This is a genomic window from Micromonospora sp. NPDC005087 (genome assembly GCF_042872965.1).
Taxonomy (GTDB): domain Bacteria; phylum Actinomycetota; class Actinomycetes; order Mycobacteriales; family Micromonosporaceae; genus Micromonospora.
In genome coordinates this window covers 201149-227242 of record NZ_JBIALB010000007.1, presented here as the reverse complement: position 1 = coordinate 227242, position 26094 = coordinate 201149, and the positions used below count along the sequence as shown (strand labels likewise).

The window sequence follows — 26094 nt, the reverse complement described above, 5'->3', positions numbered from 1 at the left end:
CGCCGCGCGCGCGGCTCCACCGGCCGGTGGGTGCGCGGTGCGCTGGCCGGTGGAACTGGTGGGTTCGTGCCTTGATCCTGACAGCCCGCGGCGGCTTCGCCGCCGTCGTTAACCGCGATCTAAGGAAGACTTGCGCCGGGCCACAACCCCGGGCCGGTCAGTCGTCGGTGGGCCGCTGGCGGGGCCACCGTCGGCCGGTGGTTTTCTGGTCCCGGGCGTCCCGCGCCATCCGGCCGACCAGGCCGAAACGGTTGACCTGCCGGGGCGTCGCCTCCGGATCGGCGAGCAGCATCACCACGCTGGCTCCGCCCAGCCGGGCACGGTCGATGCTCACCGACCCGTTGGCCTGCAACGACACCCGCTTCGCGATGTCCAGGCCGAGCCCGGTCGAGCCCTGGTCGCTGGTGCCCCGGCGCAGCGCCCGGTCCGGGTTGGCGATGCCGGGGCCGGCGTCGTCGATCCGGATCGCCACATAGCCGTCGCGACGGGACACGGCCACCTCGAAGGCAGTGCCCTGCGGCGTGTAGCGAAAGACGTTGCCGATCACCGCGTCCAGCGCGGCGGCCAGTTCGGCCCGCGGCACCGGTGCGGGTGTGCGCAGCTGCGCGCCGATGACCCGGTGCGGCCGGTTCTGGTCGCCGGCCAACGCCGCCCAGAACACCATCCGATCCCGGACCACCTCGCTGACGTCACACATCGCCGGCCCGGCCTCGTGCGCCACCGCCTTGCGGGTGGTCTTGATCAGCACGTCGATCTCACCCTCCAGGGTGACGATCGCCTGCCGGATCCGTCGGATGCCACGTCGCCGGTCCAGCTCCGCCTCGGAGAACGAACCCACGCTGGTGTCGTCGGACTCCAACGCCTCCGCGTCCAGCCGCAGCACGGTCAGCGGGGTACGCAGCCGGTGCGACAGGTCGGCCACCAACTCCCGTTCGTCGGTGCGGGCCGCGTCCAGCCGGTCGGCCATCCGGTTGAAGGCGTACCCGGCCTCGGCCAGCTCGCGTGGGCCGGTCGGCTCCACGCGTACCCCCAGGTCGCCGTCGCCGATCGAGAGCGCGGCCTTGACCAGCCCTCGGGTCGAGTCCACCGCGCGGGCGGCGACCCGGTCCACGACCAGCACCGCCGCGCCGGCCATCGCCGCGCCGACCGCGAGCAGCAGCAGCCAGGTGCCGCCAGCGCCCTCGCCCAGCGTCGACGCCGGCACGAACACCTCGACCACGGCCGTCCGATCACCGAGGACCACCGGGTCGAGCCGGACCACCCCGCCGTCGACGTCGACAACCAGTGAGCGCCGGTCGGCACGTGCCCGGTCCAGGTCGGAGTCGCTGGCCCGGCCGGCGGACTCGTCGAGACCCAGCCCGTGCACCACCGGTCGGGCCGGTGCGCCCTCGCCGCTGGCCACCACGGCCCGCTCGACCACCGCGGGCTCCGTGCTGACCGCCAGCGCCCCGGTCACCAGCGCGCTCCGTCGGGCGGCGTCGCCGATCGCCTCCTCGCGGGTCTGCTCGCGCAGACTCAGCCCGAGCGGGATCAGGAAGGCGAGCGCGACGAGGCTGCACATGCCGGCCGTGAGCAGGGCCAGCGCCGTCCTCAGTCCGGCGCCACCAACCGGAACCCGACCCCCCGCACGGTGCGCAGGTAGCGCGGCTTCGCCGCGGACTCGCCCATCTTTCGGCGAAGCCAGTACAGGTGAACGTCGATGGTCTGATCCTCGCCGACCGATGGCTGCCGCCATACCTCCTCCAAGAGCTCCCGGCGGGACACTACCCGCCCGGGTCGTGCGGCGAGATACGCCAGCAGGTCGAATTCCTTGCGGGTCAGCGCCAGCGGCTCCCCGTCAAGGTGGGCGCTGCGCTCGCCGACATCCACCCGCAGCCCGCTGACGGTGTGCACCGCGGGCTGCACCGTCCGGCTGGCCCGACCGGCCCGGCGCAGCACGGTGGTGATCCGGGCGTCCAGGTGCGCACCGGTGAACGGCTTGACCATGTAGTCGTCGGCGCCAGCCCGCAGCAGCTTGACCACCGACTGCTCGTCGTCACGGGCGGTGGCGATGATGATCGGGATGTCGGTGATGCCGCGCAGCATCCGCAGCGCGTCCGAGCCGTCCAGGTCGGGCAGGCCCAGGTCCAGCACCACCAGGTCGGGCGTCTCCGCGGCGACCCGGCGCAGGGCGTCCAGCGCCGTGCCCACGGCGTGCACGGCATGCCCCCGGTCGGCGAGGGACCGCAGCATCGCGCCGCGTACGACGTGATCGTCTTCGACCAGGAGCACGGAGGCCACCCCAAGACCGTACTTGGCCTGGCAAGTTGATCGCGTTGCGGCGTACCTGGCGAGCGGGCAAGCTGGTACGACGATGTCCTTCACCCTGTTCGCCGATGCCCGCCTGGCGCTCGCCCGGGACAGCCTCGCCGGTCTCTCCACCGGCGACGCGCTCGGCGCGCGGTACTTCGTTCCCGGGACACCTCCGGCGGATCTTGCGGAGGGCGTCCTGCCGCCGGCGCCCTGGGAGTGGACCGACGACACCGAGATGGCCTGTTCGGTCCTCGCCGGGCTGGCGGAGTCCGGCGGCGTCGACCGGGACCGGCTGGCCCTGGCGTTCGCCCAGCGCTGCGATCCGCGCCGCGGCTACGGCTCGGGCGCGATGCTGATCCTGCGGCTGATCCGCACCGGCACGCCGTGGCCGGTGGCCGCCGCGTCCGCCTTCGACGGCCAGGGCTCCTGCGGCAACGGCGCGGCGATGCGGGTGGGTCCACTGGGCGCGTACTTTGCCGACTCGACCGTCCGCGCCGCAGCCCAGGCCCGCGCCTCAGCCGAGGTGACGCACGCGCACACGGAGGGGATCGCCGGTGCGGTCGCGGTGGCCGTCGCCGCCGCACTGGCCGGCCGGGCCCGCCTCGACGGGCACCGGCCGGCCCCGGAGCGGCTGCTCGCCGGGATCGCCGGTGCGGTCGATCCGGGCACCGAGGTGCACCGCAGCGTGAACCGGGCGGCCGGGCTGCTCGGCCGCCCGCTGTCCCGGGTGGTGGCGGCGCTCGGCAACGGCTCCCGGGTGACCGCCCAGGACACCGTCGGCTTCACCCTCTGGGTGGCCGCCACCCACCTGGACGACTACCCGGCGGCGATCCGGGTCTGCGTGCAGGCCGGCGGGGACGTGGACACCACGGCCGCCATCGTGGGCGCGGTGGTGGCGGCGCACACCGGTGTCGGCACGCCCGGCGGCGTGCCCGAGACGTGGCTGGCCGCCCGCGAGCCGCTGCCCTCCTGGGCGCTCTGACGTCCTGAGGCTCTGACCTGCGCGGTGCTCTGACCTGCGCGGTGCTCTGATCTCCGCGGTGCTCTGATCTCCGCGGTGCTCTGATCTCCTTGGTGCTCCGACGCCCTGGGTCGCTCTGACGTCGCCGTCGTCGCCGTGTCGTCGCCGCGTCGGACCGCCGAGCCGACCGCACCCTGCCGTCTTCGGGCCCTTTGCTCTGCTTCAGCCGACGCAACAGCCACGGCCCTGAACCGTTGCGCGGGTTGAAGCAGAGCAAAGGTGGCGACGTGACCGCCGGCCGCGCGGGATGCGGACCGTCGAAGCCACGGCCGCGGACCGTGTGGGCCGCCGACCGCGCGGGCTGCTGAAGGTGCGGGCTACGGACTGTGCGGGCTGCTGACGGTGCGGACCGCTGACCGCGCGGGCCGGCCTCAGCCGGCGCGGACCGGGGTGGCGACCGCCGCCGCCTCCGCGTCGGCCTGTGCTGGCGCCCCAGGCCCCACTGGCGGCGAGTCACCCGGCGCGGAGTCACTGGGCGCGGAGTCACCGGACGTCGCATCACCCGGTGCCGCACCACCCGGCGTCGCATCGGTCGGCGCGGGATCGTCGTCGCTTCCGCAGGTCACCTCGGCCAGCGCGGCGCGCTCGGCCGGGTCGCGCCGGCGCCACCGGCTGACCAGCCAGCCGATCGCCGCGCCGCCGCCCAGCCCGGCCAGCAGCCCGGCGGCAAGCATGACGTCGGCGCTGCCGGACTCCTCGGCGTTGCCGCCCGCGCGGTCCGCCGGCGCGGGGGCGCCACCGGCGTCGGGGTCGGTCGCCGCACCGGCCGCCGGGGCGCCGTGCCCGCCGTGCCCGGCCGGGCCGGCCGCGCCCGCCGCCGCCGGCAGCAGGGTGAGCACCGGGGCTCGGTGGGTGCCGGTGGCGTCGGCCCAGCGGACCACCGAGCCGTCGGCGTACGTCTGGACCACCTCGAAGGTGAGCCGCTCGACCTGCGGCAGCGGGCCCATGGACAGCGCCAGTCGGGCGGGGCCCGGTTCGCCCTTGCCGATCCGGATCCAGGTCACCGCGGTGGTCACGGTGCTCACCCCGGAGGAGTGGATGCCGGCCACCGGCCGGTCCAGGGTGCGGGAACTGATCCGGGGCGCCCAACCGGTCACCGACATCGGGTACACCTCGGCGACCGGCGCGTCGGCGGGCAACCGAACCTCGATCTGGCGGGTCGTCGTACCGGCCCGTTCCGGCACGGTGAACTCCAGCCGCACCGCGTCGCCCTGCCGAGCCTGGGTCGGAGTGGTCGTCACGTCCACCGCGTGCGCCGTACCGGGCCAGAGCAGCAGGCCGGCGGCGGTCAGCGCGGTCACCGCCGCGGTCCGCTGCCGCCAGCCACCGCCGTGCGTGCTCGCCATCTGGTACCCCCATCCGTGTCGACGCGACCGGCACCGGTTCCGGCCACACCTCCTAGTTCGGCTCCGGGGCGCGAAAGGTTCAACGCCGACCGTTAAGAAGGTGCCCTTCCTCTCCCGGAGGCGTTAGGAAGGTGCCCTTCCTTACCTGGGGTGGGGGGACCGATAGCATCGGCAGGAGCCGAGGATCGGCGTCCGTTTCGTACCGCATGAAGGAGTCACCGTGTCCGCACCCCGTACCCCCGCCGTGGCCGACCCTGTCGTCGTCGCCGCCGGGACCACGGCGGCCGACGCGGTGGCCGCGGCCGGACTGCCCGCGAACGGCCCCAAGGCGATCGTCGTGGTCCGCGACCCGGAGGGCCAGCTGCGCGACCTGGACTGGTCGCCGGCCGAAGAGACCGTCGTCGAGCCGGTCAGCCTGGATTCGCCCGACGGGCTGAACGTGCTGCGCCACTCCACCGCGCACGTCCTGGCCCAGGCCGTGCAGGACATCTTCCCCGAGGCCAAGCTGGGCATCGGCCCGCCGATCGAGAACGGCTTCTACTACGACTTCGACGTCGACAAGCCGTTCCAGCCCGACGACCTCAGCCGGGTCGAGAAGCGGATGCAGGAGATCGTCAAGTCGGGACAGCGGTTCCGGCGTCGCCGCTTCGGCAGCCTCGACGAGGCCCGCGCCGAACTGGCCGACGAGCCGTTCAAGCTGGAGTTGATCGAGGTCAAGGGCGAGGGCCTGGACACCGACGAGGTGATGGAGGTGGGCGGCGGCGAGCTGACCATCTACGACAACCTCGACGCCAAGGAGGACAAGGTCTGCTGGTCGGACCTGTGCCGGGGCCCTCACTTGCCGACCACCCGGCTGATCGGCGCGTTCAAGCTGATGCGCTCGGCCGCCGCGTACTGGCGCGGGTCGGAGAAGAACCCGCAGTTGCAGCGGGTGTACGGCACCGCGTGGCCGACCCGCGACGAGCTGAAGGCGTACCTGAAGCTGTTGGAGGAGGCGGCCCGGCGCGACCACCGCAAGCTCGGCGCGGACCTGGACCTGTTCAGCTTCCCCGACGAGATCGGCTCCGGTCTGGCGGTCTTCCACCCCAAGGGCGGCATCATCCGTCGGGAGATGGAGCACTACTCGAGGCGCCGGCACGAGGAGGCGGGGTACGAGTTCGTCAACACCCCGCACATCACCAAGGCGCAGCTGTTCCAGACCTCCGGGCACCTGCCCTACTACGCGGACACCATGTTCCCGCCCATGCAGCTCGAAGGCGCGGACTACTACCTCAAGGCCATGAACTGCCCGATGCACAACCTGATCTTCAGGGCGCGCGGGCGGTCGTACCGGGAGCTGCCGCTGCGGCTGTTCGAGTTCGGCACGGTCTACCGATACGAAAAGTCCGGTGTGGTGCACGGCCTGACCCGGGTACGCGGCCTGACCCAGGACGACTCGCACATCTACTGCACTCGTGAGCAGATGGCCGGCGAGCTGTCCACGCTGCTCAGCTTCGTGCTGGACCTGCTGCGCGACTACGGCCTGGACGACTTCTACCTGGAGCTGTCCACCCGCGACGACTCGCCCAAGTTCATCGGCGAGGACGAGGACTGGGCGGAGGCGACCGAGGCGCTGCGGACGGCCGCCGCGACCTCCGGGCTGGAGCTGGTGCCCGACCCGGGCGGCGCGGCGTTCTACGGGCCGAAGATCTCGGTGCAGGCCCGGGACGCGATCGGCCGGACGTGGCAGATGTCCACCATCCAGGTCGACTTCAACCAGCCGGAGCGGTTCGGGTTGGAGTACCAGGCGGCCGACGGCAGCCGCCAGCGGCCGGTGATGATCCACCGGGCGCTGTTCGGCTCGATCGAGCGGTTCTTCGGGGTGCTCACCGAGCACTACGCGGGGGCGTTCCCGGCATGGCTGGCCCCGGTCCAGGTGGTCGGCATCCCGATCCGCGAGGACCACACCGACTACCTGCACGGGTTCGTCGCGGCGCTGCGCGCCGAGGGGATCCGGGCGCAGGTGGACGCGGGCGACGACCGGATGCAGAAGAAGATCCGCACCGCCCAGCAGCAGAAGATCCCGTTCATGGTGATCGCCGGGGACGACGACGTGGCGGCCGGTACGGTCTCCTTCCGCTACCGGGACGGCTCGCAGCGCAACGGTGTGCCGATCGCCGAGGCGGTGACCCACGTTCTCGACGTGGTCAGCTCGCGGACCAACGTCGGCCCGTCCGCCGCCGCCGAGTAGCGTCCCGGCGCGGACCGCCCCACGATGTGGGGCGGTCGCCCGGGCGTCAGATCCCGCAGTTCGGTGCCGACCAGCCGCCGACCGCAGCGACGTGGGTGTGGTCGTTGTGGTCCGGGTAGCCGGGGCCGAGGATCTGCCCGAAGCCGTGGTAGCGGGCCTGCTGGGCCAGCCGGCAGAACGACGGGGATCCGACCAGGTCCACCGCGTCGCCGTACAGGTGCCGGCTGTTCGACGTCCCACCGACCGCGCTGTTGCAGGCGTAGCTGCGGAAGCTGCTGCTGATCGAGATGGACACGTCTCCGAGGGCGTGCCGCAGGGCCTGGAGTTTCCACATCGAGACGAGCGCGTTGAATCGGGCGGTGCTCGCCGCGACCGCGCCGCCGGACCAGGTGCTGTTGCAGTTGTTCAACTCGGCGTAGCTGAAGTTGACCGGGGTGCAGTCGTCGTCCTGGAGGGCGTAGATCCGGTTGAAGGTCTGCGGGCCGGCGATGCCGTCCGCGGACAGCCCGTACGCCTGCTGGAAGCGGATCACCGCCGATCGGGTGGCCGGGCCGTACGCGCCGTCCAGGGTGAGCACGGCGCCGTAGCCGGGGTAGCCGGCGACCCGGATCTGGAGTTGCCGGACGTCCTCGCCGGACATCCCCTGGGACAGCGTGCGACCCCAGGTGTAGCAGCCGTCGGCGTGTGCCGCGCTGGTGGTGACGGTGATGCCGGCCACCGTGGTGGCGGCGGCGAGCGCAAGCGCCGCGACGATCCTGCCGAGCCGTCGGATCATGGAACCCTCCATCAATGTATGGAAGTATCTGGATGCATGGAATCTTCATGTTCCTGTTCCAGTCCGTCAACAACTTCCGGCGATCGAGTTTCCCAACGGTGGGTGTCGCAACCCGCCCGCCCGGCTCCGTAGGATCGGCTCGTGACAGGGGCGGAACGGCACACGGACAGCGGCGGGATGGCCGACGGCCTGGAGCGGCTCTGGACGCCGCACCGGATGACGTACATCTCCGGCGAGGATCGCCCGGCCGAGGGCTACGAGAAGCCGACCGGTTGTCCGTTCTGCCGGGCGCCCAAGCTGCCGCCCGAGGAGAGCCTGGTCGTGGCCCGCGGCGAGCACGTCTTCGTGGTGCTCAACCTCTACCCGTACAACCCGGGCCACCTGCTGGTCTGCCCGTACCGGCACGTCGCCGACTACACCGACCTGGACGGGCCGGAGACCAGCGAGCTGGCGTCGTTCACCCAGGCCGCGATGCGGGTGATCCGCAAGGTGAGCAACGCCCACGGCTTCAACCTGGGGATGAACCAGGGCGGGGTGGCCGGCGCCGGCATCGCCGCGCACCTGCACCAGCACGTGGTGCCGCGCTGGGGCGGCGACGCGAACTTCATGCCGGTCATCGGCCGCACCAAGGTGCTGCCGCAGCTGCTCGGCGACACCCGCGACCTGCTCGCCCGCGCCTGGCCCTCCTGACCCGTCGCGCCGGCGCGCGAGGTGCGCGCCGGTCCGGCTAGCCGGCGCGCAGCAGGCCGGCCAGCTCCGGCCAGTTCTCCACCCGGTGTACGCGGGGCAGCAGCCCGGCGTGCGCGGCGACCTCCGCCGGACGGGGGCGGAACAGGTAGCGGTGCGGCACCGAGTCGAGGTAGCCGAGCACCTCCAGCTTGTCGTCCACGAAGTGGGTCAGCCCGAGCCGCCGGGCGATCGGCGCCTTGTCCGGCCGGGTCCGGCAGAAGTGCAGCCGCTCGACCGGGATGCCGGTGCGTGCCGGGAAGTCGTGGTGGGCGAGCCACTCCCGGGTCCGCCGCTCGGTGGCCTCGCCGCACTTGGAGACCAGGTGCACCTCGTCGAACTCCGGGCCGAGCGCTGCCAGCGCGTCGAACGCCCCGTCGACGGCGGGGGTGCGCAGGTAGTGCGCGCCGAAGAACGACGTGTCGGCGTCCTCGTCAGCCGGCTCGATGAGCACGCCGCCGATGTCCACGCCCAGCCGTCGCATGGGCCGATCATGCCGCACCGCACCGGCGTTCGCGCACCGACGTCCCCGGCCCGGGAACCGCTACGTCCGGACTCGGTGGAGGTGGCACGATCGTTCGATGGCAGTCACGACACGGACGTTGGGGCGCAGCGGCATCGAGGTCAGCGCCCTCGGCATGGGGTGCTGGGCGATCGGCGGCCCCTGGGCGGAGGGGACCCAGCCGCTGGGCTGGGGCGCGGTCGACGACGACGAGTCCGTGCGGGCGGTGCGCCGCGCGCTCGACCTGGGCGTCACCCTGTTCGACACCGCCGACACCTACGGCGCCGGGCACGGCGAGCGGGTGCTCGGGCGTGCGCTCGCCGGCCGCCGCGACGAGGCCGTGATCGCCACCAAGTGGGGCTACACCTTCGACGAGGCGAGCCGGCAGGCGACCGGGGAGGACGCGTCGCCGGCCTACCTGCGGCGAGCGGTCACCGACTCGCTGCGCCGGCTGGACACCGACCGGATCGACCTGTACCAGCTGCACCTGGCCGACCTGCCGGTGCCTCGGGCCGAGGCGCTGATCGGCGCCTGCGAGGACCTGGTGACCGAGGGCCTGATCCGGGCGTACGGGTGGAGCACCGACCGCCCCGACCGGGCGACCGCGTTCGGGCACGCGGCCGCGGGTGCCACCGCCGTGCAGCACACCCTGTCGGTGCTGCACGACGCCCCCGAACTGCTCGCGATCTGCGACAAGTACGACCTGGCCAGCGTCAACCGCGGGCCGCTCGGAATGGGGCTGCTCACCGGCAAGTACTCGGCCGCTTCGACGCTGCCCCGTGACGACGTGCGTGGGCTGACCGCGGGCTGGCTGGAGTGGTTCCGTGGCGGCCGGCCGGCACCGGAGTGGCTGCGCCGGGTGGGCGTGGTCCGTGCCGCGCTCACCGCCGACGGGCGCACCCTCGCGCAGGGCGCGCTGGGGTGGATCTGGGCCCGCAGCGGGCGCACCGTCCCGATCCCGGGCTGCCGTACGGTCCAACAGGTCGAGGAGAACGCCGCCGCGCTGCACCGGGGCCCGCTGCCGCTGGATCAGTTCGCCGAGGTGGAGCGCCAGCTGGCCGCCCTGCGCACCGCCGCCCTGCGGGACGCCGACCGCCCGCACTGGCCCCGCCCCACCCACCCCGTCACCCACCCCTGATCCGCGCTGGCGTGTTCTTCCCGACCTGCGAGGGGTTCCCATCCCGGGCCCGGCGGGGGCCGCTTCCCCTGCTGACCCCGCACGGCCGCTCTCGACCCCGTGCCGGCAGGCCCGCTTCAACTCCGGGTCCCGCGCGGAGGCTCCCCACCGATGTCGATGCTGTCCGCTGTCGAGCTGCCCCGGATCTGGGGCGGTGTCCCGCCGGCTCTGTGCGCGCGGGGTCCCGCCGGCTCTGTGCGCGCGGTGTCCCGCCGGCTCTGTGCGCGCGGTGCGGTGTTGCCCCGATTCCGGGGCAGCTCGACAGGCGCAAGGCGGAAGCCCCCGCCCCGCCCCGCCAATCCCCACTTTCGCCGATCATGGAGTTGTGGTGGGCGTTATAGCCACGCCTTCCCGTTCTGTCCGGCACCACAACTCGATGATCGCGGGCGGCGGGGCGGGGCGGGTGGTTAGGGGGTTTGTTCCTTGCGGGCCTGGTCGGCCAGGTGGGCGGGCATGGGGTCGTGGCGGACGAAGTGGCGGCGGAACGTGCCGGTGCCAGCGGTCATCGAGCGCAGCTCGACGGCGTAGCGGAGCAGCTCGGTGGACGGCACCTCGGCGCGGACCAGGGTGCGGCCCTCGGCGTCCGGGTCCGGCTCGGTGCCGAGCACCCGGCCGCGCCGGCCGGACAGGTCGCCCATCACCGCGCCCACCGAGCCGTCCGGTACCCGGATGGTCACCTCGTCGATCGGCTCCAGCAGCGCCGGCTGGCCACGTTCGGCGGCGTCGCGCAGCGCCAGCGCGCCGGCGGTCTGGAAGGCCGCGTCGGAGGAGTCCACGCTGTGCGCCTTCCCGTCGACCAGGGTCACCCGCAGGTCCACCACCGGGTGGCCGGCGACCAGGCCGCGCTCCAGCTGGTCGCGGACGCCCTTCTCCACCGACGGGATGTAGTTGTGCGGCACCGCGCCGCCGACCACCCGGTCGACGAACTCGAAGCCGCCACCCCGGGGGAGGGGCTCGACCTCGATGTCGCAGACCGCGTACTGGCCGTGGCCGCCGGACTGCTTGACGTGCCGGCCGTGCCCCTTCGCGGGCACCGTCAGCGTCTCGCGCAGCGACACCCGGACCGGCTCGGTGTCCAGCTCCACGCCGCCGGCGCGCAGCCGGTCCAGCACCACGTCCGCGTGCGCCTCGCCCATGCACCAGAGCACCAGCTGGTGGGTCTCCGGGTTGCGCTCCAGCCGCAGCGTGGGGTCGCCGGCCACCAGCCGGGCCAGGTTGCGGGCCAGGGCATCCTCGTCGGCCCGGCTCCGCGCGACGATCGCCACCGGCAGCAGCGGTTCCGGCATCTCCCACGGCGCGATCAGCAGCGGGTCGTCCTTGGCGGAGATGGTGTCGCCGGTCTCGGCGCTGCCCGACTTGGTGATCGCGCAGATGTCGCCGGCCACGCAGAGTGACACCTCGCGCAGGGTGGCGCCCAGCGGGGTGTAGATGTGCCCGACCCGCTCGTCGGCGTCGTGGTCGGGGTGGCCGCGTTCGGCCATGCCGTGCCCGGAGACGTGCACGGTCTGGTCGGGGCGCAGCGTGCCGGAGAAGACCCGGACCAGCGAGACCCGCCCGACGTGCCGGTCGACGGTGGTCTTGACCACCTCGGCGACCAGTGGCCCGGCCGGGTCGCAGGTCAGCGGAGGGCGGGGCGAGCCGTCCACGCCGGCCACCGGCGGCACCTCGTGCTCCAGCGGCGACGGGAACGCGGCGGTCAGCACCTCCAGCAGGGCGTCCAACCCGACCCCGGTCTCCGCGCAGACCGGCACGACCGGGTAGAAGTGACCTCGGGCGACCGCCTTCTCCAGGTCCTCGATGAGCACCTCGGTGCCGATCTCCTCGCCGCCGAGGTAGCGGTCCATCAGGGTCTCGTCCTCGCTCTCGGCGATGACCCCCTCGATCAGCTCGTTGCGGGACTCGGCGATGGCCGGCAGGTGCTCCGGGTCCGGCTCGCGTACGTCGGCGGGCAGGCCGGCGGTGTAGTCGAAGACCCGGCGGGTGATCAGGCCGAGCAGGCCGACGGTGGAGACCCCGTCGTCGCCGAGCATCGGTAGGTACAGCGGCATCACGTTGTCGCCGAAGACCCGCTGGCAGAGCGCCACCGCCTCGTCGAAGTCGGCGCGCGGCTGGTCCAGCCCGGCCACCGCGACCGCACGCGGCATGTCGACCGCCGCGCACTCCTCCCACAGCGCCACGGTGGCCGCGTCCATCCCGCCGGCCGCGGACACGACGAAGAGCGCGGCGTCGGCGGCCCGCAGCCCGGCGCGCAGCTCGCCGACGAAGTCGGCGTACCCCGGGGTGTCCAGGAGGTTGACCTTGATGCCGTTGTGCAGCAGGGGCGCGCAGGCCAGGCTCACCGAGCGCTGCTGGCGCACGGCCGCCGGGTCGTGGTCGCTGACCGTGGTGCCGTCGACCACGTTGCCGGCCCGGCCGATCGTGCCGGTGGCCGCGAGCAGCGCCTCGACCAGGGTTGTCTTGCCCGCTCCGGAGTGCCCGACGAGCACCACGTTGCGAACCCTGTCGGGTTCGGTCACCACCGGCGTGCCGCCGGCGGGACCCTTCTCCTGACTCTTCTGCGCCATGGGGCGCACCTCCCTCAGCCGGTGGTTGGTGGCGACCGCCGCGCGACGGGAAGCGGCCCGGGGCGAGTGCGCGGCGATATCCTCCGGTGGTCTGCTGCACAGCGGGAACGGGACGGGCGGACGGGTGAGCTGGCTCACCTCCTGGCTCGATCTCACACCCGTTGCCGGGTAGGCACAAGCCTCCCCCGGGCGGGTCGGTGGGACCGGCCGTATCGCCGGAGCTGGGCGGACCGTTATCGTGGGGACCGCCATGGCGAAGATCTTCCAAGTGTCGGCCCGCGCGGGGATGACCCGCGTCGTCGAGCCGATCGCACGCGCCCTGCTCCGTGCGGGCGTCACCCCCAATGCCGTCACCGTTGCGGGCACCGTCGGTGTGCTCATCGGTGCCCTCGGCTTCGGTGCCCGCGGCCATCTGGTCGCGGGCGCGTTGATCGTGACCGTTTTCGCGCTCACGGACCTGCTCGACGGGACGATGGCCCGGATGAGCGGTGGCTCCACCCGGTTCGGCGCGTTCCTCGATTCGAGCATGGACCGGGTTGCGGACAGCGCCGTCTTCGGCGCGGTCGCGTACTGGTTGGCCACCCAGAACAACCACTCCGGAGTGGCCGCCGCGCTGCTCTGCCTGGCCGCTGGCGCGTTGGTCTCGTACGTCAAGGCCCGCGCCGAGGGGTTGGGCATGACCTGCAACGTGGGCATCGCCGAGCGCACCGAGCGGCTGCTCATCGTCGGGGTCGGCGGAATCCTGACCGGCGTCGGCGTCGACCCGGCGCTGGAGATCGCGCTCTGGCTGCTCGCCGCAGTGTCGATCTTCACGGTGGGGCAGCGGATGGCGCACGTCTACCGCCAGGCCCAACAGCTCCAGCCGGACGGTCAGGCGTGAGTGGCGTGCCGGCGACCCGGCGTCGGACGACCGGCGGCCGAGTCGCGTGAACCTCACCGAGCTGGGCTACATCGCCGGGTGGCGGGTGGTCCGCGCGCTACCCCGGCCGTTGGTGGCGGCGGCGTTCCAGGCGGGCGCGGACCGCGCCCACCGCGCCGGCGGCGGGGGTACGGCCCGACTGCGCGCGAACCTGCGCCGGGTGGTCGGCCCCGAGCTGCCCGACGCCGAGTTGGACGATCTCGTCAAGCGCGGGTTGCGCTCGTACGCCCGGTACTGGATGGAGGCGTTCCGGCTGCCCGCCCTGAGCCGGTCGCAGATCCTGTCCAGTTTCCGGCTCGACGGCGCCGAGCTGCTCGCCGCCGACGTGGCCGCCGGCCGGGGCGCGGTGGTGGCGCTGCCGCACGCCGGCAACTGGGATGCCGCCGGCGCCTGGGTGGCGGCCACCGGTTGGCCGATCACCACGGTCATGGAGCGGCTCAAGCCGGAGGGCGTGTACAAGCGTTTCCTGGCGTTCCGAGAGGTCCTCGGGATGGAGATTCTGCCGACCCACGGTGGGCCGCGCCCGGCGTTCGACGTGCTGCTGGATCGCGTACGCGCCGGTGCGGTGGTGCCGCTGCTGGCCGACCGGGATCTCTCCGCCCGCGGGGTGGAGGTGGACTTCTTCGGCGGGAAGACCCGGATGCCGGCCGGGCCGGCCCTGCTCGCGTTGCACACCGGTGCGCCGCTCTACGTGGCGTCACTGTGGTACGAACCGGACGCGGCGTGCGCCTCGCTCTCCGGCCCGCTGCCGGTGCCCGCGCCCGAGACCGGGCCGCTGGACCAGCGGGTCCGGTCGCTGACCCAGATGATCGCCGACCGTCTGGCGGCGGGTATCGCCCGGCATCCGGAAGACTGGCACATGTTGCAGCGGATGTGGCTGGACCAGCGGGGGACGGGGGGCGGCGCCGCGCTGCCCTCGTCGGCCACCGGTCAGGCCTGAGGGGGTGGGTGCACGGTGAGGCGGAGCCCCACAGTCTCGGACGAGGGGCGCTGACGCATGCGGATCGGCATCGTGTGCCCGTACTCCTTCGACGTCCCGGGCGGGGTGCAGAACCACGTGATGGACCTCGCCGAAGCGTTGATCGCGCTCGGCCACCAGGTCAGCGTGCTCGCCCCGGCTGACGAGGACTCTCCGCTGCCGGCGTACGTGGTCTCCGCCGGCCGGGCCGTGCCGCTGCCGTACAACGGCTCGGTGGCCCGGATCGCGTTCGGCCCGGTCTCCACCGCCCGGGTCCGGCGGTGGATCACCAACGGCGACTTCGACGTCCTGCACGTGCACGAGCCGCTCACGCTGAGCCTGTCGTTGCTGGCGGTGCTGTCCGCCCGCGGGCCGGTGGTGGCCACCTTCCACACCGCGATGACCCGCTCGCGGGTGCTGGCCGCCGCGCAGGGTGTGCTCCAGATCGTGCTGGAGCGGATCACCGCCCGGATCGCGGTCAGTGCCCTGGCCCGCAAGGTGCAGGTGGAGCACATGGACGGCGGCGCCGTGGAGATTCCCAACGGGGTGGCGGTGGCCAAGTTCACCGACGCCGAGCCGTTGCCCGGCTGGCCGGGGGAGTGCACTCCGGGTACGGGCGGCACGCTGGGTTTCCTGGGCCGGTTCACCGAGGCGCGCAAGGGCTTCCCGGTGCTGCGGGACGCCTTCGTCGAGCTGGCCGCCACCCGCCCCGAGCTGCGGCTGCTGGTCGCCGGCCCGGGTGACGCCGACGACCTGTACGACCAGTTCCCGGCCGAGCTGCGCGAGCGGGTGACCTTCCTCGGGCTGGTCTCCGAGCCGGACAAGGCACGGATGCTGCGCAGTGTGCACCTCTACGTGGCGCCGAACACTGGCGGCGAGTCGTTCGGCATGATCCTCACCGAGGCGCTGGCCGCCGGCACGACGGTGGTGGCGAGCGACCTGGACGCGTTCCGGCGGGTGCTCGACGGCGGGCGGGCCGGGCGGCTCTTCCCCACCGGCGACCCGGCGGGGCTGCGCGACGCGTTGGCTGACCTGCTGGACGACCCGGCCGGTCGGGCCGAGCTGAGCGTCTGCGGCGATCAGGTGGTGGCGAATTTCGACTGGCCGGTGGTTGCTCGCCGTGTTCTGGAGGTATACGCAGCGGCGATCGAGGCAACCGATGGGCGGGTCATCGACCAGGAATGGGTGGGGCTGGGCTGAGCCGGTGTGACGGATGGTGCGGACGCTGACCCGGGTGACGGGCGTGGCCGTGCCCGGACGGACGGAAACGGAGCAGCACTACGATGCCGCACATGTGGTGGGTGGTGGCCGCGATCCTGGTCGTGGGGCTGGTCGGGGCGTACCTCATCTGGACCGCAGGCCGGGTAGAGCGGCTGCAGGGCCGCGCGGAACTGGCGGCGCGGGCCCTCGACGCGCACCTGCTGCGCCGGGCGGCGGCCGCCGCCGTGCTGGCCGAGCGGCGCTTCGGCGTCGAGCTGTACGCGGCGGCCCGGATCGCTCTGGACGCCCCTCCGGACGAGCGGGAGGCGGCGGAGAACGACCTGACCCGGCAGCTGCGCGGGGTGCAGCTGGACCCGGCCGATCCGGACTGTGGGGCGGTCATCGCCGCCAGTCGCCGGCTCGCGTTGTCCCGGCAGGTGCACACCGACCTCGTGCGTGACGCCCGGTCGGCGCGCAGCCGACCGCTGGTGCGGTTGTTGCGGATGGGGCGGGGCCGGGAGTGGCCGCGGTACTTCGACATCGACGACCCGACCCTGACGGTGCCCGCGGACGTGCCCGCGAACTGACCGGCCGCTGGCGCCCGGCCACTCCGGCGGCCGGTGACGAGGGCCACATCGCAGGCCACCGGGGGTCTGATTGGCTGTCGGTGCGGCGTTGGCTCGGGCGTAGCATTTTCGCTGCCACCCCCAGAGCACGTCCAAGGAGCGATGACCCATGTCCGAAACCACCGCCCCGAACGCCGGTACCACCCCCGTCGTCGGCACCGCCCGCGTCAAGCGTGGCATGGCCGAGATGCTCAAGGGTGGCGTGATCATGGATGTGGTCAACGCCGAGCAGGCCAAGATCGCTGAGGACGCCGGCGCGGTCGCGGTGATGGCGCTGGAGCGCGTGCCCGCCGACATCCGCGCGCAGGGCGGGGTGTCGCGGATGAGCGACCCCGACATGATCGACGGGATCATCGAGGCGGTCTCCATCCCGGTGATGGCCAAGGCCCGCATCGGTCACTTCGTGGAGGCGCAGATCCTCCAGTCGCTGGGCGTGGACTACGTCGACGAGTCCGAGGTGCTGACCCCGGCCGACTACGCCAACCACATCGACAAGTGGGCCTTCACGGTCCCCTTCGTCTGCGGTGCGACCAACCTGGGCGAGGCGCTGCGGCGGATCACCGAGGGTGCGGCCATGATCCGCTCCAAGGGCGAGGCCGGCACCGGTGACGTCTCCAACGCCACCACCCACATGCGCAAGATCCGCCAGGAGATCCGCCGGCTGTCCTCGCTGCCGGCCGACGAGCTGTACGTCGCGGCCAAGGAGCTTCAGGCCCCGTACGAGCTGGTCAAGGAGGTCGCCGACAGCGGCAAGCTGCCGGTGGTGCTGTTCACCGCCGGTGGGATCGCCACCCCGGCCGACGCCGCGATGATGATGCAGCTCGGCGCGGAGGGCGTCTTCGTCGGCTCCGGCATCTTCAAGGCCGGCAACCCGGCCCAGCGGGCCGCCGCGATCGTCAAGGCCACCACCTTCCACGACGACCCGGACGTGCTGGCCAAGGTCTCCCGCGGCCTCGGCGAGGCGATGGTCGGCATCAACGTCGACGAGATCCCCCAGCCGCACCGCCTGGCCGAGCGCGGCTGGTGAGGCGCGAGGAACGATCGGTGCGCATGAGCGGGCCAACGATCGGTGTGCTCGCGCTCCAGGGGGACGTTCGCGAGCACGTCGCGGCCCTGGCCGCGGCGGGCGCGGACGCCCGCCCGGTGCGCCGTCCGGCCGAGCTGGACGCGGTCGACGGGCTGGTCATCCCCGGGGGCGAGTCCACCACGATCAGCAAGCTCGCCGACATCTTCGAGATGCGCGAGCCGATCGACAAGCGGATCGCCGGCGGCATGCCGGTTTACGGGTCCTGCGCCGGCATGATCATGCTGGCCACCGAGGTGCTGGACGGCCGCCCCGACCAGCGGGGCTTCGCCGGCATCGAGATGACGGTGCGGCGCAACGCGTTCGGCCGGCAGGTCGACTCGTTCGAGGCGCCCGTGGAGATCAGCGGAGTCCCAGGTGAGCCGTTCCACGCGGTGTTCATCCGCGCACCGTGGGTCGAGTGGGTCGGTGACGGGGTCGAGGTGATCGGGAAGGTGACCGGTGGCCCGGCCGCCGACCGGATCGTGGCGGTCCGGCAGGGCAACCTGCTGGCCACCTCGTTCCACCCCGAGTTGACCGGTGACCTGCGCGTGCACGCGTACTTCGTGGACCTGGTGCGCACCGCCAGCTGACGGAGTGGCCCTTTCCGGGGCGGAGCCGCCGCGCGGTGGATGACAGCGGCCCGGGGGACGTCGGTAGGATTGCTGAGATTCGGCAGGGCCATCTGCCCGTCACGGCTTCCACCAGAGCCGACCGGCACCTCCGCGTGCGCCGGCGGGAGCGGGGCGTCAGCGGTGCGGTCGATGCAGACGGCGGGTAGCAACGGAGGTAGAAGATGTCCGGCCACTCAAAGTGGGCGACGACCAAGCACAAGAAGGCCGTCATCGACGCCAAGCGCGGCAAGATGTTCGCCAAGCTGATCAAGAACATCGAGGTGGCCGCGCGGACCGGCGGCGGCGACCCCTCCGGTAACCCGACGCTCTACGACGCCATCCAGAAGGCCAAGAAGAGCTCGGTGCCGAACGACAACATCGACCGCGCCGTCAAGCGCGGCTCCGGCCTGGAGGCCGGCGGCGCCGACTGGCAGACGATCATGTACGAGGGGTACGGCCCGAACGGCGTGGCGATGCTGATCGAGTGCCTCACCGACAACCGCAACCGGGCGGCGACCGAGGTGCGCACCGCGCTGACGCGCAACGGCGGCTCGCTCGCCGACGCCGGCTCGGTGTCGTACATGTTCTCCCGCAAGGGCGTGGTGATCGTCCCCCAGGAGGGCACCAGCGAGGACGACGTCATGATGGCCGTCCTCGACGCCGGCGCCGAAGAGGTCAACGACCTCGGCGAGGCGTACGAGGTGGTCTCCGAGCCGACCGACCTGATCGCGGTCCGCACCGCGCTGCAGGACGCCGGCATCGAGTACGAGTCGGCCGAGTCCTCCCTCATCCCCAGCATGAACATCCCGCTGGACGAGGAGGGCGCGCGCAAGATCTTCAAGCTGATCGACGTCCTGGAGGACTGCGACGACGTGCAGAACGTCTACGCGAACTTCGACGTCAGCGACGACGTGATGGCCGCGGTCGACGCCTGACGCGGTAGGACTGGGGCGCTGATTCCCGCCGGGCCGGTTGGTCGTCCGGCGGGAATCGCCTCTTTCCGGCTAAGACGGGGTGCCGCCCGCCCACTGAGGACGAGCGGCACCCGCCCGGGTCGTCGGCGGTCAGCCGATGGTTTCCCGCTCCCGCCAGGCGGCGCGCAACGAGGTTCGCCCGTTGGTCCGCAGCAGTGACCCCTCGTAGATCCGCGCCCCGGCGACCACGAACGCCACGGCGGTGGCCAGCAGGATGGCCAGCGAGACGAACGGCTCCCAGACGGCGGCGTCCCCGGTGAACAGCCGCAGGGGCATCGCCGTGGGCGACGAGAACGGCAGGTAGGACAGCAGCCGCATGGCCGTGGCGTTGTCGTTGAGGAAGATCACCGCGAAGAACGGCAGCATGACGGCGAGCTGCACCGGCGTCGACGCGGCGGCGATGTCCTCCTGCCGGTTGACCAGCGCGCCGGCCGCCGCCCACATCGCGGCCAGCAGCACGAAGCCGAGCAGGAAGAACGGCACGAACCAGCCGATCGCCGGGGCGAGCAGGGTGAGCAGGTCGCCGCTGTCGCCGATCTGCATGCCGGCGACCGCCACGATGGCGATCAACACGATCTGCCCGAGCGCCAGGATGCCGCCGGCGATCACCTTGCCGGCCAGCAGCGCTCGCACCGGCACGGCCGCGACCAGGATCTCCACGATGCGGGTCTGCTTCTCCTCGGTGACGCTCTGCGCGATCTGCAGGCCGAACGTCTGCGAGGTGAGGAAGAAGACGAACGCGAAGACGAACGGCACCAGGAACGCCACCACCGGGTCGACCGCGTCGGGGTCGAGGAGCTGCACCGGCGGCGCGCTGCTCAGCGCGTGGACCACGTCGTTCGGGGCCTCGTCCATGGCGAGCACCTTCGGACCGGAGACCACGGCGGCGTCCACATCGCCGTCGCGAACGGCCTGTTCGGCGGCCCGGTCGTCGGCCACCACGCGGACCTCGAGGCCGGCGTCCCGCAGCGGGCCGGCGGCCTCCTGGGTGACGGCGACGCTCTCCGGCCCGCCGGAGAGCAGCGGCGGCAGGATGGTGCCCGCCGCGGCGATCAGCAGGAAGAAGAGCGTGCCGAACAGGAAGGTACGGTCGCGGAGCTTGACCCGGATCTCGCGTTCGGCGACCAGCCGGGTGGCCTGGGTGACGTTCACTGGGTGACCTCTCGGAAGATCTCGGTGAGCGAGGGGCTGACCGGGCGGAAGGCGCGGACCGGGCCACGGGCGAGGGCCGCCTGGAGCACGGCCTGTTCGTCGGTGCCGGCGGGCAGGTCGAAGACCACCCGCGCGCCGTCCAGCTCGACCAGGGTCACCCCGGGGTGGTCTCGGACCCAGCCGGCGTCGGTGGCCACCACCAGCTCGAAGCGGGGCACGGTGTACGAGTCGCGCAGCTGCTGCCGGCTGCCGGCGGCCCGGATCACCCCGTCGCCGATGATCACCAGGTCGTCGCAGAGCCGCTCCACGACGTCGAGCTGGTGGCTGGAGAAGAGCACCGGCACCCCGGCGGCGGCGCGTTCCCGCAGCACAGCGACGACGGTGTCCACGGCGAGCGGGTCGAGGCCGGAGAACGGCTCGTCGAGCACCAGCACCTCCGGGTCGTGCACCAGCGCGGCCGCGATCTGGGCGCGCTGCTGGTTGCCCAGCGACAGCGTCTCCAGCAGGTCGTCGCCGCGCTCGCCCAGCCCGACCCGCTCCAGCAGGGTGTCGGTGGCGCGTCGGGCGGCGGTGGCGTCGAGGCCGTGCAACCGGCCCAGGTAGGTCACCTGCTCCCGTACGGTCATCTTGGGGTAGAGGCCGCGTTCCTCGGGCATGTAGCCGAACCGCTGCCGGCCCTCCCGGGTCAGCGGCGCACCACCCCAACTCACCTCGCCGGCGTCTGGGGCGAGCACGCCCAGGATGATCCGCATGGTGGTGGTCTTGCCGGCGCCGTTGGCGCCCACGAAGCCGGTCATCCGGCCGGCGGCCACCTCGAAGGACACGCTCTTGAGCACCTGCCGATCGCCGAAGCTGCGGTCGACGCCGTTCAGGCGGAGTGTTCTGGTCACGCACCCACGCTAGATCGAGTACGTCGGTCCGCCGTCCGCCCGGCGGCTGAGCAGGCGGGTCCACCGTGCGACGGATGCCGCTCAGCCGCCGGGGCGGACCACCCCGTTCTCGTACGCGAAGACGACCGCCTGCACCCGGTCGCGCAGACCGAGCTTGGCCAGCACCCGGCTCACGTGGGTCTTCACCGTCGCCTCGCCCAGGTGCATGGCCGCCGCGATCTCCGCGTTGCTCGCCCCGGCGGCGAGCAGCACCAGCGCCTCCCGTTCGCGCGGGGTCAGCTCGGCCAGGGCGGTTTCGGCGTCCGGCCCGTTGCGGGCGGCGCCGGTCGGATCGCCGGGGCGGGCGAAGGTGGAGATCACCCGGCGGGTGATCTCCGGGGCGAGCAGGCCGTCGCCCCGGGCCAGCACCCGGATCGCCTCGACCAGCTCCTCCGGGGTGCCGTTCTTGAGCAGGAAGCCGCTGGCCCCGGCCCGCAGCGCGGCGAACAGGTAGTCGTCGCGGTCGAAGGTGGTGAGGATCAGCACCGCGGGCGCTGCGGGCCCCTCTCCGGTGATCAGGCGGGTGGCCTCCAGCCCGTCCATTCCGGGCATCTCCACGTCCATCAGCACCACGTCGGGACCGGTGGCCCGGGCCATGGTGACGGCGCGTGCGCCGTCCGCGGCCTCGCCCACGACCTCGATGTCGTCCTCCACCTCGAGGATGACCCGGAAGCCGGTGCGGACGAGGTGCTGGTCGTCGGCGAGCAGCACCCGGACCGGCCGGCCGACGTCTGGTGCCTCGTGGGCTGGTGCGGTGCTCATGCCGAGCGCTCCGCGCCGGCCGCCAGCTGGTGCCCGTCGCTCGGCTCCCGCTGCATGCCGACTGGCGGGTCCGCCGACGCCGCCAGCGGGAAGCGGGCGCGTACCCGCCAGCCACCGCCGACACGCGGCCCAGCCTCCAGGTCGCCGTCGTGCGCGGCGACCCGTTCGCGCATTCCGATCAGACCCAGCCCCAGGGCGTTGGCCATGCCGCCCGCCCGTCCGTCGTCGGTCACGTCGACCTCCATCTCCCGGGCCAGGTACCGGACCCGCACGTCCAGCAGGTCCGCTCCGGCGTGCTTCAGCGTGTTCGTCACCGCTTCCTGCGTCACCCGGTAGGCCGCCTGGGAGACCGATTCGGGCAGCGGGACCGGGCCGCCGTACACCCCGAGGGTGGCCGTCAGTCCCGCGGCCCGGGCTCGCTCGACCAGCTCGCCGATCCGTTCGACGCCGCCGGCCGCCGGCGGCTCGGCGTCGGCGCCGGCAGAGGTCCGCAGCACGCCGAGCATCCGGCGCAGCTCGTCCACGGCGGTGCGGGCGCTCTGCTCGATGGCGGCCAGCGCCGTGCGGGCCTTGCCCGGGTCGCGGTCGAACACCCGGCGGCAGGCGGACGCCTGCACCCCCATCACCGACACGTGGTGGGCGACCACGTCGTGCAGTTCCCGGGCGATCCGGACCCGTTCGCCGAGCACCGCCCGCTCCCGGGACTCGGCCTGGGACCGGCGCAGGTCCTCGGCCTGGGCGCGCAGCTCATGCTCGCGCCGCGCGGCCACCCAGGCGGTCTCGCCGAAGAAGTACGCGAATCCGAAGACCAGCACATTGACCAGTACGCCGGTGACCATCGCGGCGAGTACCGGTGGCACCGGACCGGCCGCGTCGGCGAAGGCATCGGGCGGGATGTGGTCGATGGTCACCGCGTAGTAGATCCCCAGCCAGGCGAACATCGTGGCGATCACGCCGATCCGCAGCCGGCGGGCCAGTTGATGGTCCTGCCCCCAGGCGCCGAGGGTGTAGAGGGCGCAGAACAGGGCCCAGGAGGAGAACTGGGTCTCCGGGGCCGATCGGGCCTGCGCGGCGATGAACGCCACCGCGACGATCAGCAGGGTGGCGGCCGGCCACCGTCGTCGCCAGATCAGCGGCAGGGTCACCGCGACGGTCCAGAGCAGCTGCTCCGGCCAGGACGGCGGCGGGCCCAGCAGGAACGCCCCGGCGCTGTGGGCCAGAGTGAGGCTGACCAGCGCCAGCAGGGTCACCCCCAGCCCGAGCCAGAGATCGATTCGGCGCTGCTCCGGTGTCGGGCCCGGGCGGCGCCATTCGTCACGCTGTGCCACGGTCATCCCGGAACGATGCCACGCCGGCCACGCCGGCCGCCACGGCCGCTCGCCCGGACGTACGGCGGTGACGTGGTACGGCGGTGACGTGGTACGGCGGACGGGCGGCGGCCCGGCGCGGGGGTCCGCACCGGGCCGCCTGGTCGGCTGCTGCTCATGCCGTCTGGCGGCGGGTCTTGATGGCGGTGTCGATGAGGTCCCAGACCAGGACCACGGCCACGCCCAACGCGATGAAAGCGCCCAGGCTGTTCCGGTTGTCCGCCTCCGCCAGCCAGCTCAGGCGCTCGGCCAGGGCCGGGTTGAGCAGCCGGTCAGAGAGCGCCAACCACAGCACCGGCACCGTGAACGCCAGGTTGAGCAGCGCCTTGGTCCCGAACAGGGCCCAGTTCCAGCGCCCGATCCGGTACTTGACGATCTCGAAGATCGCGGTGGCGGCCAGTACCCCGATCAGGGCCGGCAGCCAGAACGACCACAGGGCCGGGTCGAGGATCGGAATGTTGTCGCCGTCGTTGCCGTGCACCCAGGACTGGTAGTGCTGGAACGGCAGGTAGCCGATGGTGAGCACCAGCATGGCCACCGACGCGATGGTGTCGACGAGGGAGACGTCCTTGTGCACGGGGACGTCGGGAAGTTGGTCGACGGTCCAGTCGGGCAGGCCGGTGCCGGGTTGGGCGCGTTCGATGAGGGCGAAGGTCAGGGTGAGCCAGAAGCCGATCTGCACGCCGACCTGGAGGGCGGTGACGATGCCGGTCCCGATGGCCCCGAAGCCCTTGCCCTCCGTGACCTGGACGACTGTCACCACCGTGCCGACGAGCGCCGGGATGAAGCTGAGCAGCAGCTTCAGCAGCCGCAGCCAGACCAGGTAGTACGTCGGGCCGATGAGCTGCAACCGGCGGTCGGCGTACTGCGCGGCCAGGAGGTCCGGGTTGCCCAGCTCGGTGAGCACCTCCCGCTCGGCGGTGGTGGGTTCCTGGCCGCCGCCGGTCCGGTCCTCGATCATGTCCTCGATCGAGGCGCGCAGCTCGCTGGCGATCTCGCCTCGGCGCGGGGTGGGAACCGAGCGCAGAGTGGCGGCGAGATAGCGGTCGGTCAGGGTGTTCATCGGTCCACTCCTTGGATCAGTCCGGTGATGGAGGTCTGTACGGCGGCGAGGTCGTCAAGGAGTCGGCCCAGCATCGACTCGCCCTCGTCGCTGGTCCGGTAGAACTTGCGCGGCCGGCTCTCCTCGGTGTTCCACTCGCTGGTCAGCAGGCCCTGGTCCTCCAGGCGGCGCAGCAGCGGGTAGAGCGTGTTGGCGTCGACCGGGAAGCCGTGGTCGGTGAGCCGTTGCAGCAGTGCGTAGCCGTAGTCCGGTCGGCGCAGCGCGACCAGGCTGGCTACCACGACGGTGCCTCGACGCAGCTCCTGTAGGTGCGTCCGTAGAACGTCCTCGCTAACCATGTGTCACACCATACTGTGTAGCACACACTGTTGTCCACAGCAATAACATCGTGTTTGCCGGTGCCCCTTCGAGTGGTCGGAGGGTGCGGGTGCGGTCGCTCGCCGTCGCGGTGCGGGCGAACGCGCCCGATGGCGGTCCCTCGGGTGTGAAGCTGTCATCGTGGCGGAGAAGCGCTGTCAGGCCGTGGTCGCGGCGCCGCCCGCCCGCCGCCGGCTCGGCAGGAGTCCGAGCGGATGCCGGTGACGGGCGGCCCGCGTCGGCCGCTGACCCGCATGGTCGAGGGGCCGCAGCGTGCGGACCTGCTGGAGCTGTTCTTCGACCTCGCCTTCATCGCCAGCCTGACCCTGACATCGCAGAAGATGGCCGCCGAGGGGACCTGGACCGGCATTGGCCAGGCGCTGCTCGCCCTGTCGACGCTGTGGGCGGTGTGGGTGACCACGACGTTGATCACTGATACGTACAGTCCGCGGAAGCGGCCAATTCCCTACCTGATCCTGGGCATTGCGTCATGCTGATGTCCGCCGCGCTGCCGACGGCGTTCCGTGACCACGGACTGATCTTCGGTGGGACCTGGGCCGCAATAAATCTGGGCCGGGGGCTGGTGCTCATCCGGTCGCTGCGCGGTCGGCAGGAGCAGGAGCGATCCCTCCGCGCCCTGGTCTGGAGCCTCGGCTCGGGGACCCTCTGGGTGGTCGGCGGCCTCGTGGACGACCCCGGGTGGCGGCTCGTCGTGTGGCTCGCCGCGCTGGCCGTGGACTACATCGCGTTCGGGTTCCGCTTCCCCATCCCCGGTCGGGCGCCCCTGCCGCGGTACCAGGTGGCGCCGGAGCACCTCGCCGAGCGGTACCAGCAGATCTACATCCTCACCCTGGGCGAACTCGTCCTGGTCAGCGTTCTCAGTCTGAGCCACGAGCCCTTCACCCCGGGTCGGATCGGCGCCTTCGGCACCGCGTTCCTGACGGCAGTGGTGCTCTGGTGGAGCTACGACCAGGGAGCGGGCGCGACCCTCCGCGCCGCCATCGAGGCGTCACCGCGCCGAGCCCGGCTGGTGCAGACCAATCCGTACGCCCACTGGTTGAAGGTAGCCGGCGTGGTGGGCACGGCCGCCGGCATCGAACGAATCATCGCGCAGCCGGGGGAGCGGCCCGGCGCCCCCATGACCGCGCTCATCCTGGGTGGCGCCGGGCTCTTCCTCTGCGGTCGGGCGGTGCTGGAACACGAGGTCTACGGGCGGGTGCCGCTGTCCCACGTCATCGGTGTCGTCGCGGCGATCGCCCTGGCGCCGTTGGCGGCGCACCTGCCCGGGCTGGCGCTGGGCGTCGCCGCAGCCCTGGTGCTGCTGGGGGTGGCGGCCGGCGAACTGTTCCGCGCGCGGCGCCGATCCGCCCCGGAGGCGGTGGCATCCTGACACTGGCCTCGACCGCGAACCGGCGCGCTAGCGGACCACCACCCTGATGATGTGCGCCCGTCCACCCGCGTACGGTCCGGCACCCGA

General features: G+C 72.6%; 25 protein-coding genes. 13 read left to right on the top strand and 12 right to left on the bottom strand.

The window, feature by feature from the left end; genetic code table 11:
- Window positions 1-157: 157 nt before the first annotated feature.
- Together ACFYPS_RS18780 and ACFYPS_RS18775 are read right to left on the bottom strand one after the other, a co-directional pair.
- Complete coding sequence (locus tag ACFYPS_RS18780) at window positions 158-1561, bottom strand: HAMP domain-containing sensor histidine kinase (RefSeq protein ID WP_354964147.1); 1404 nt, start codon at window positions 1559-1561, stop codon at window positions 158-160.
- A gap of 29 nt (window positions 1562-1590) precedes the next feature.
- Window positions 1591-2280 (bottom strand): response regulator transcription factor, encoded by a 690-nt coding sequence (locus tag ACFYPS_RS18775; RefSeq protein ID WP_354964148.1) that lies wholly within the window; start codon window positions 2278-2280, stop codon window positions 1591-1593.
- 73 nt (window positions 2281-2353) lie between these two features.
- Between ACFYPS_RS18775 and ACFYPS_RS18770 the strand changes: the two genes are divergently transcribed.
- Window positions 2354-3274 carry an ADP-ribosylglycohydrolase family protein gene (locus ACFYPS_RS18770; protein ID WP_354964149.1) on the top strand — a complete coding sequence of 307 codons (921 nt, stop codon included), beginning with the start codon at window positions 2354-2356 and terminating at the stop codon, window positions 3272-3274.
- 410 nt (window positions 3275-3684) lie between these two features.
- On the opposite strand, the gene ACFYPS_RS18765 is transcribed toward ACFYPS_RS18770, so the two are convergent.
- Window positions 3685-4659, bottom strand: coding sequence for a DUF1775 domain-containing protein (locus ACFYPS_RS18765; RefSeq protein ID WP_354964150.1), 975 nt, complete (start codon window positions 4657-4659; stop codon window positions 3685-3687).
- A gap of 220 nt (window positions 4660-4879) precedes the next feature.
- Here ACFYPS_RS18765 and thrS point away from each other — a divergent pair, with 220 nt between their 5' ends.
- Window positions 4880-6889 (top strand): threonine--tRNA ligase, encoded by a 2010-nt coding sequence (thrS, locus tag ACFYPS_RS18760; RefSeq protein ID WP_354964151.1) that lies wholly within the window; start codon window positions 4880-4882, stop codon window positions 6887-6889.
- Between the two features lie 46 nt (window positions 6890-6935).
- Here thrS and ACFYPS_RS18755 read toward each other — a convergent pair whose 3' ends face one another.
- Entirely contained in the window at window positions 6936-7664 is a 729-nt protein-coding gene (locus ACFYPS_RS18755; protein ID WP_387325756.1) for a D-Ala-D-Ala carboxypeptidase family metallohydrolase, read from the bottom strand.
- Window positions 7665-7841: 177 nt separating this feature from the next.
- On the opposite strand from ACFYPS_RS18755, the gene ACFYPS_RS18750 reads away from it, so the two are divergent.
- Window positions 7842-8354 (top strand): HIT domain-containing protein, encoded by a 513-nt coding sequence (locus ACFYPS_RS18750; RefSeq protein ID WP_172899152.1) that lies wholly within the window; start codon window positions 7842-7844, stop codon window positions 8352-8354.
- Between the two features lie 37 nt (window positions 8355-8391).
- Here the strand turns inward: ACFYPS_RS18750 and ACFYPS_RS18745 are convergent, their stop codons facing one another.
- On the bottom strand, window positions 8392-8874 hold the full coding sequence (locus tag ACFYPS_RS18745) for a hypothetical protein (protein ID WP_354964153.1): 483 nt from the start codon (window positions 8872-8874) through the stop codon (window positions 8392-8394).
- Between the two features lie 97 nt (window positions 8875-8971).
- Between ACFYPS_RS18745 and ACFYPS_RS18740 the strand changes: the two genes are divergently transcribed.
- Entirely contained in the window at window positions 8972-10030 is a 1059-nt protein-coding gene (locus tag ACFYPS_RS18740; protein ID WP_354964154.1) for an aldo/keto reductase, read from the top strand.
- A gap of 446 nt (window positions 10031-10476) precedes the next feature.
- Here ACFYPS_RS18740 and ACFYPS_RS18735 read toward each other — a convergent pair whose 3' ends face one another.
- Complete coding sequence (locus ACFYPS_RS18735) at window positions 10477-12633, bottom strand: elongation factor G-like protein EF-G2 (RefSeq protein WP_387325752.1); 2157 nt, start codon at window positions 12631-12633, stop codon at window positions 10477-10479.
- Window positions 12634-12883: 250 nt separating this feature from the next.
- Here ACFYPS_RS18735 and pgsA point away from each other — a divergent pair, with 250 nt between their 5' ends.
- From pgsA to ACFYPS_RS18700, 7 genes are all read left to right on the top strand, one after another.
- Window positions 12884-13513 (top strand): phosphatidylinositol phosphate synthase, encoded by a 630-nt coding sequence (pgsA, locus tag ACFYPS_RS18730; protein WP_089021603.1) that lies wholly within the window; start codon window positions 12884-12886, stop codon window positions 13511-13513.
- A 46-nt stretch (window positions 13514-13559) separates the two neighbouring features.
- Window positions 13560-14492, top strand: a complete 933-nt coding sequence (locus ACFYPS_RS18725) for a phosphatidylinositol mannoside acyltransferase (RefSeq protein ID WP_354964156.1) — start codon at window positions 13560-13562, stop codon at window positions 14490-14492.
- A 57-nt stretch (window positions 14493-14549) separates the two neighbouring features.
- On the top strand, window positions 14550-15710 hold the full coding sequence (locus tag ACFYPS_RS18720; protein ID WP_354964157.1) for a glycosyltransferase family 4 protein: 1161 nt from the start codon (window positions 14550-14552) through the stop codon (window positions 15708-15710).
- 83 nt (window positions 15711-15793) lie between these two features.
- Window positions 15794-16297 (top strand): hypothetical protein, encoded by a 504-nt coding sequence (locus ACFYPS_RS18715; RefSeq protein WP_354964158.1) that lies wholly within the window; start codon window positions 15794-15796, stop codon window positions 16295-16297.
- 148 nt (window positions 16298-16445) lie between these two features.
- Entirely contained in the window at window positions 16446-17363 is a 918-nt protein-coding gene (gene pdxS / locus ACFYPS_RS18710) for a pyridoxal 5'-phosphate synthase lyase subunit PdxS (protein ID WP_354964159.1), read from the top strand.
- A gap of 23 nt (window positions 17364-17386) precedes the next feature.
- Window positions 17387-17992, top strand: a complete 606-nt coding sequence (gene pdxT / locus ACFYPS_RS18705; RefSeq protein WP_387325747.1) for a pyridoxal 5'-phosphate synthase glutaminase subunit PdxT — start codon at window positions 17387-17389, stop codon at window positions 17990-17992.
- 203 nt (window positions 17993-18195) lie between these two features.
- A complete protein-coding gene (locus ACFYPS_RS18700; RefSeq protein ID WP_354964161.1) occupies window positions 18196-18948 on the top strand; it encodes a YebC/PmpR family DNA-binding transcriptional regulator in 753 nt (250 codons plus the stop codon).
- Between the two features lie 129 nt (window positions 18949-19077).
- On the opposite strand, the gene ACFYPS_RS18695 is transcribed toward ACFYPS_RS18700, so the two are convergent.
- The 6 genes from ACFYPS_RS18695 to ACFYPS_RS18670 form a co-directional block, all read right to left on the bottom strand.
- Window positions 19078-20139, bottom strand: a complete 1062-nt coding sequence (locus tag ACFYPS_RS18695) for an ABC transporter permease (RefSeq protein ID WP_387325744.1) — start codon at window positions 20137-20139, stop codon at window positions 19078-19080.
- A complete protein-coding gene (locus ACFYPS_RS18690) occupies window positions 20136-21029 on the bottom strand; it encodes an ATP-binding cassette domain-containing protein (protein ID WP_354964163.1) in 894 nt (297 codons plus the stop codon). Before ACFYPS_RS18690 ends, ACFYPS_RS18695 begins: the two co-directional genes overlap by 4 nt.
- 81 nt (window positions 21030-21110) lie before the next feature.
- Window positions 21111-21830, bottom strand: a complete 720-nt coding sequence (locus tag ACFYPS_RS18685; RefSeq protein ID WP_354964164.1) for a response regulator transcription factor — start codon at window positions 21828-21830, stop codon at window positions 21111-21113.
- Window positions 21827-23164 (bottom strand): sensor histidine kinase, encoded by a 1338-nt coding sequence (locus ACFYPS_RS18680; protein WP_354964165.1) that lies wholly within the window; start codon window positions 23162-23164, stop codon window positions 21827-21829. Before ACFYPS_RS18680 ends, ACFYPS_RS18685 begins: the two co-directional genes overlap by 4 nt.
- A 148-nt stretch (window positions 23165-23312) precedes the next feature.
- The gene (locus ACFYPS_RS18675) at window positions 23313-24260 is read right to left on the bottom strand and encodes a permease prefix domain 1-containing protein (protein WP_354964166.1); all 948 of its coding nucleotides are present in this window, start codon (window positions 24258-24260) and stop codon (window positions 23313-23315) included.
- Window positions 24257-24598 carry a PadR family transcriptional regulator gene (locus tag ACFYPS_RS18670; protein WP_121676282.1) on the bottom strand — a complete coding sequence of 114 codons (342 nt, stop codon included), beginning with the start codon at window positions 24596-24598 and terminating at the stop codon, window positions 24257-24259. The genes ACFYPS_RS18675 and ACFYPS_RS18670 overlap by 4 nt, the downstream gene beginning before the upstream one ends.
- A 234-nt stretch (window positions 24599-24832) precedes the next feature.
- Between ACFYPS_RS18670 and ACFYPS_RS18665 the strand changes: the two genes are divergently transcribed.
- Window positions 24833-25114 (top strand): low temperature requirement protein A, encoded by a 282-nt coding sequence (locus ACFYPS_RS18665; RefSeq protein WP_354964167.1) that lies wholly within the window; start codon window positions 24833-24835, stop codon window positions 25112-25114.
- Window positions 25108-26007 carry a low temperature requirement protein A gene (locus ACFYPS_RS18660; protein ID WP_354964168.1) on the top strand — a complete coding sequence of 300 codons (900 nt, stop codon included), beginning with the start codon at window positions 25108-25110 and terminating at the stop codon, window positions 26005-26007. Before ACFYPS_RS18665 ends, ACFYPS_RS18660 begins: the two co-directional genes overlap by 7 nt.
- Window positions 26008-26094: the final 87 nt, after the last annotated feature.

What these genes read in the sequence shown, in the direction of transcription:
- ACFYPS_RS18780 (WP_354964147.1), bottom strand. Translation starts at nt 1,561, where the DNA reads ATGTGCAGCCTCGTCGCGCTCGCCTTCCTGATCCCGCTCGGGCTGAGT.
- ACFYPS_RS18770 (WP_354964149.1), top strand. Translation starts at nt 2,354, where the DNA reads ATGTCCTTCACCCTGTTCGCCGATGCCCGCCTGGCGCTCGCCCGGGAC.
- ACFYPS_RS18765 (WP_354964150.1), bottom strand. Translation starts at nt 4,659, where the DNA reads ATGGCGAGCACGCACGGCGGTGGCTGGCGGCAGCGGACCGCGGCGGTG.
- ACFYPS_RS18755 (WP_387325756.1), bottom strand. Translation starts at nt 7,664, where the DNA reads ATGATCCGACGGCTCGGCAGGATCGTCGCGGCGCTTGCGCTCGCCGCC.
- ACFYPS_RS18750 (WP_172899152.1), top strand. Translation starts at nt 7,842, where the DNA reads ATGGCCGACGGCCTGGAGCGGCTCTGGACGCCGCACCGGATGACGTAC.
- ACFYPS_RS18745 (WP_354964153.1), bottom strand. Translation starts at nt 8,874, where the DNA reads ATGCGACGGCTGGGCGTGGACATCGGCGGCGTGCTCATCGAGCCGGCT.
- ACFYPS_RS18740 (WP_354964154.1), top strand. Translation starts at nt 8,972, where the DNA reads ATGGCAGTCACGACACGGACGTTGGGGCGCAGCGGCATCGAGGTCAGC.
- ACFYPS_RS18735 (WP_387325752.1), bottom strand. Translation starts at nt 12,633, where the DNA reads ATGGCGCAGAAGAGTCAGGAGAAGGGTCCCGCCGGCGGCACGCCGGTG.
- pgsA (WP_089021603.1), top strand. Translation starts at nt 12,884, where the DNA reads ATGGCGAAGATCTTCCAAGTGTCGGCCCGCGCGGGGATGACCCGCGTC.
- ACFYPS_RS18720 (WP_354964157.1), top strand. Translation starts at nt 14,550, where the DNA reads ATGCGGATCGGCATCGTGTGCCCGTACTCCTTCGACGTCCCGGGCGGG.
- ACFYPS_RS18715 (WP_354964158.1), top strand. Translation starts at nt 15,794, where the DNA reads ATGCCGCACATGTGGTGGGTGGTGGCCGCGATCCTGGTCGTGGGGCTG.
- pdxS (WP_354964159.1), top strand. Translation starts at nt 16,446, where the DNA reads ATGTCCGAAACCACCGCCCCGAACGCCGGTACCACCCCCGTCGTCGGC.
- pdxT (WP_387325747.1), top strand. Translation starts at nt 17,387, where the DNA reads ATGAGCGGGCCAACGATCGGTGTGCTCGCGCTCCAGGGGGACGTTCGC.
- ACFYPS_RS18700 (WP_354964161.1), top strand. Translation starts at nt 18,196, where the DNA reads ATGTCCGGCCACTCAAAGTGGGCGACGACCAAGCACAAGAAGGCCGTC.
- ACFYPS_RS18685 (WP_354964164.1), bottom strand. Translation starts at nt 21,830, where the DNA reads ATGAGCACCGCACCAGCCCACGAGGCACCAGACGTCGGCCGGCCGGTC.
- ACFYPS_RS18680 (WP_354964165.1), bottom strand. Translation starts at nt 23,164, where the DNA reads ATGACCGTGGCACAGCGTGACGAATGGCGCCGCCCGGGCCCGACACCG.
- ACFYPS_RS18675 (WP_354964166.1), bottom strand. Translation starts at nt 24,260, where the DNA reads ATGAACACCCTGACCGACCGCTATCTCGCCGCCACTCTGCGCTCGGTT.
- ACFYPS_RS18670 (WP_121676282.1), bottom strand. Translation starts at nt 24,598, where the DNA reads ATGGTTAGCGAGGACGTTCTACGGACGCACCTACAGGAGCTGCGTCGA.
- ACFYPS_RS18665 (WP_354964167.1), top strand. Translation starts at nt 24,833, where the DNA reads ATGCCGGTGACGGGCGGCCCGCGTCGGCCGCTGACCCGCATGGTCGAG.
- ACFYPS_RS18660 (WP_354964168.1), top strand. Translation starts at nt 25,108, where the DNA reads ATGCTGATGTCCGCCGCGCTGCCGACGGCGTTCCGTGACCACGGACTG.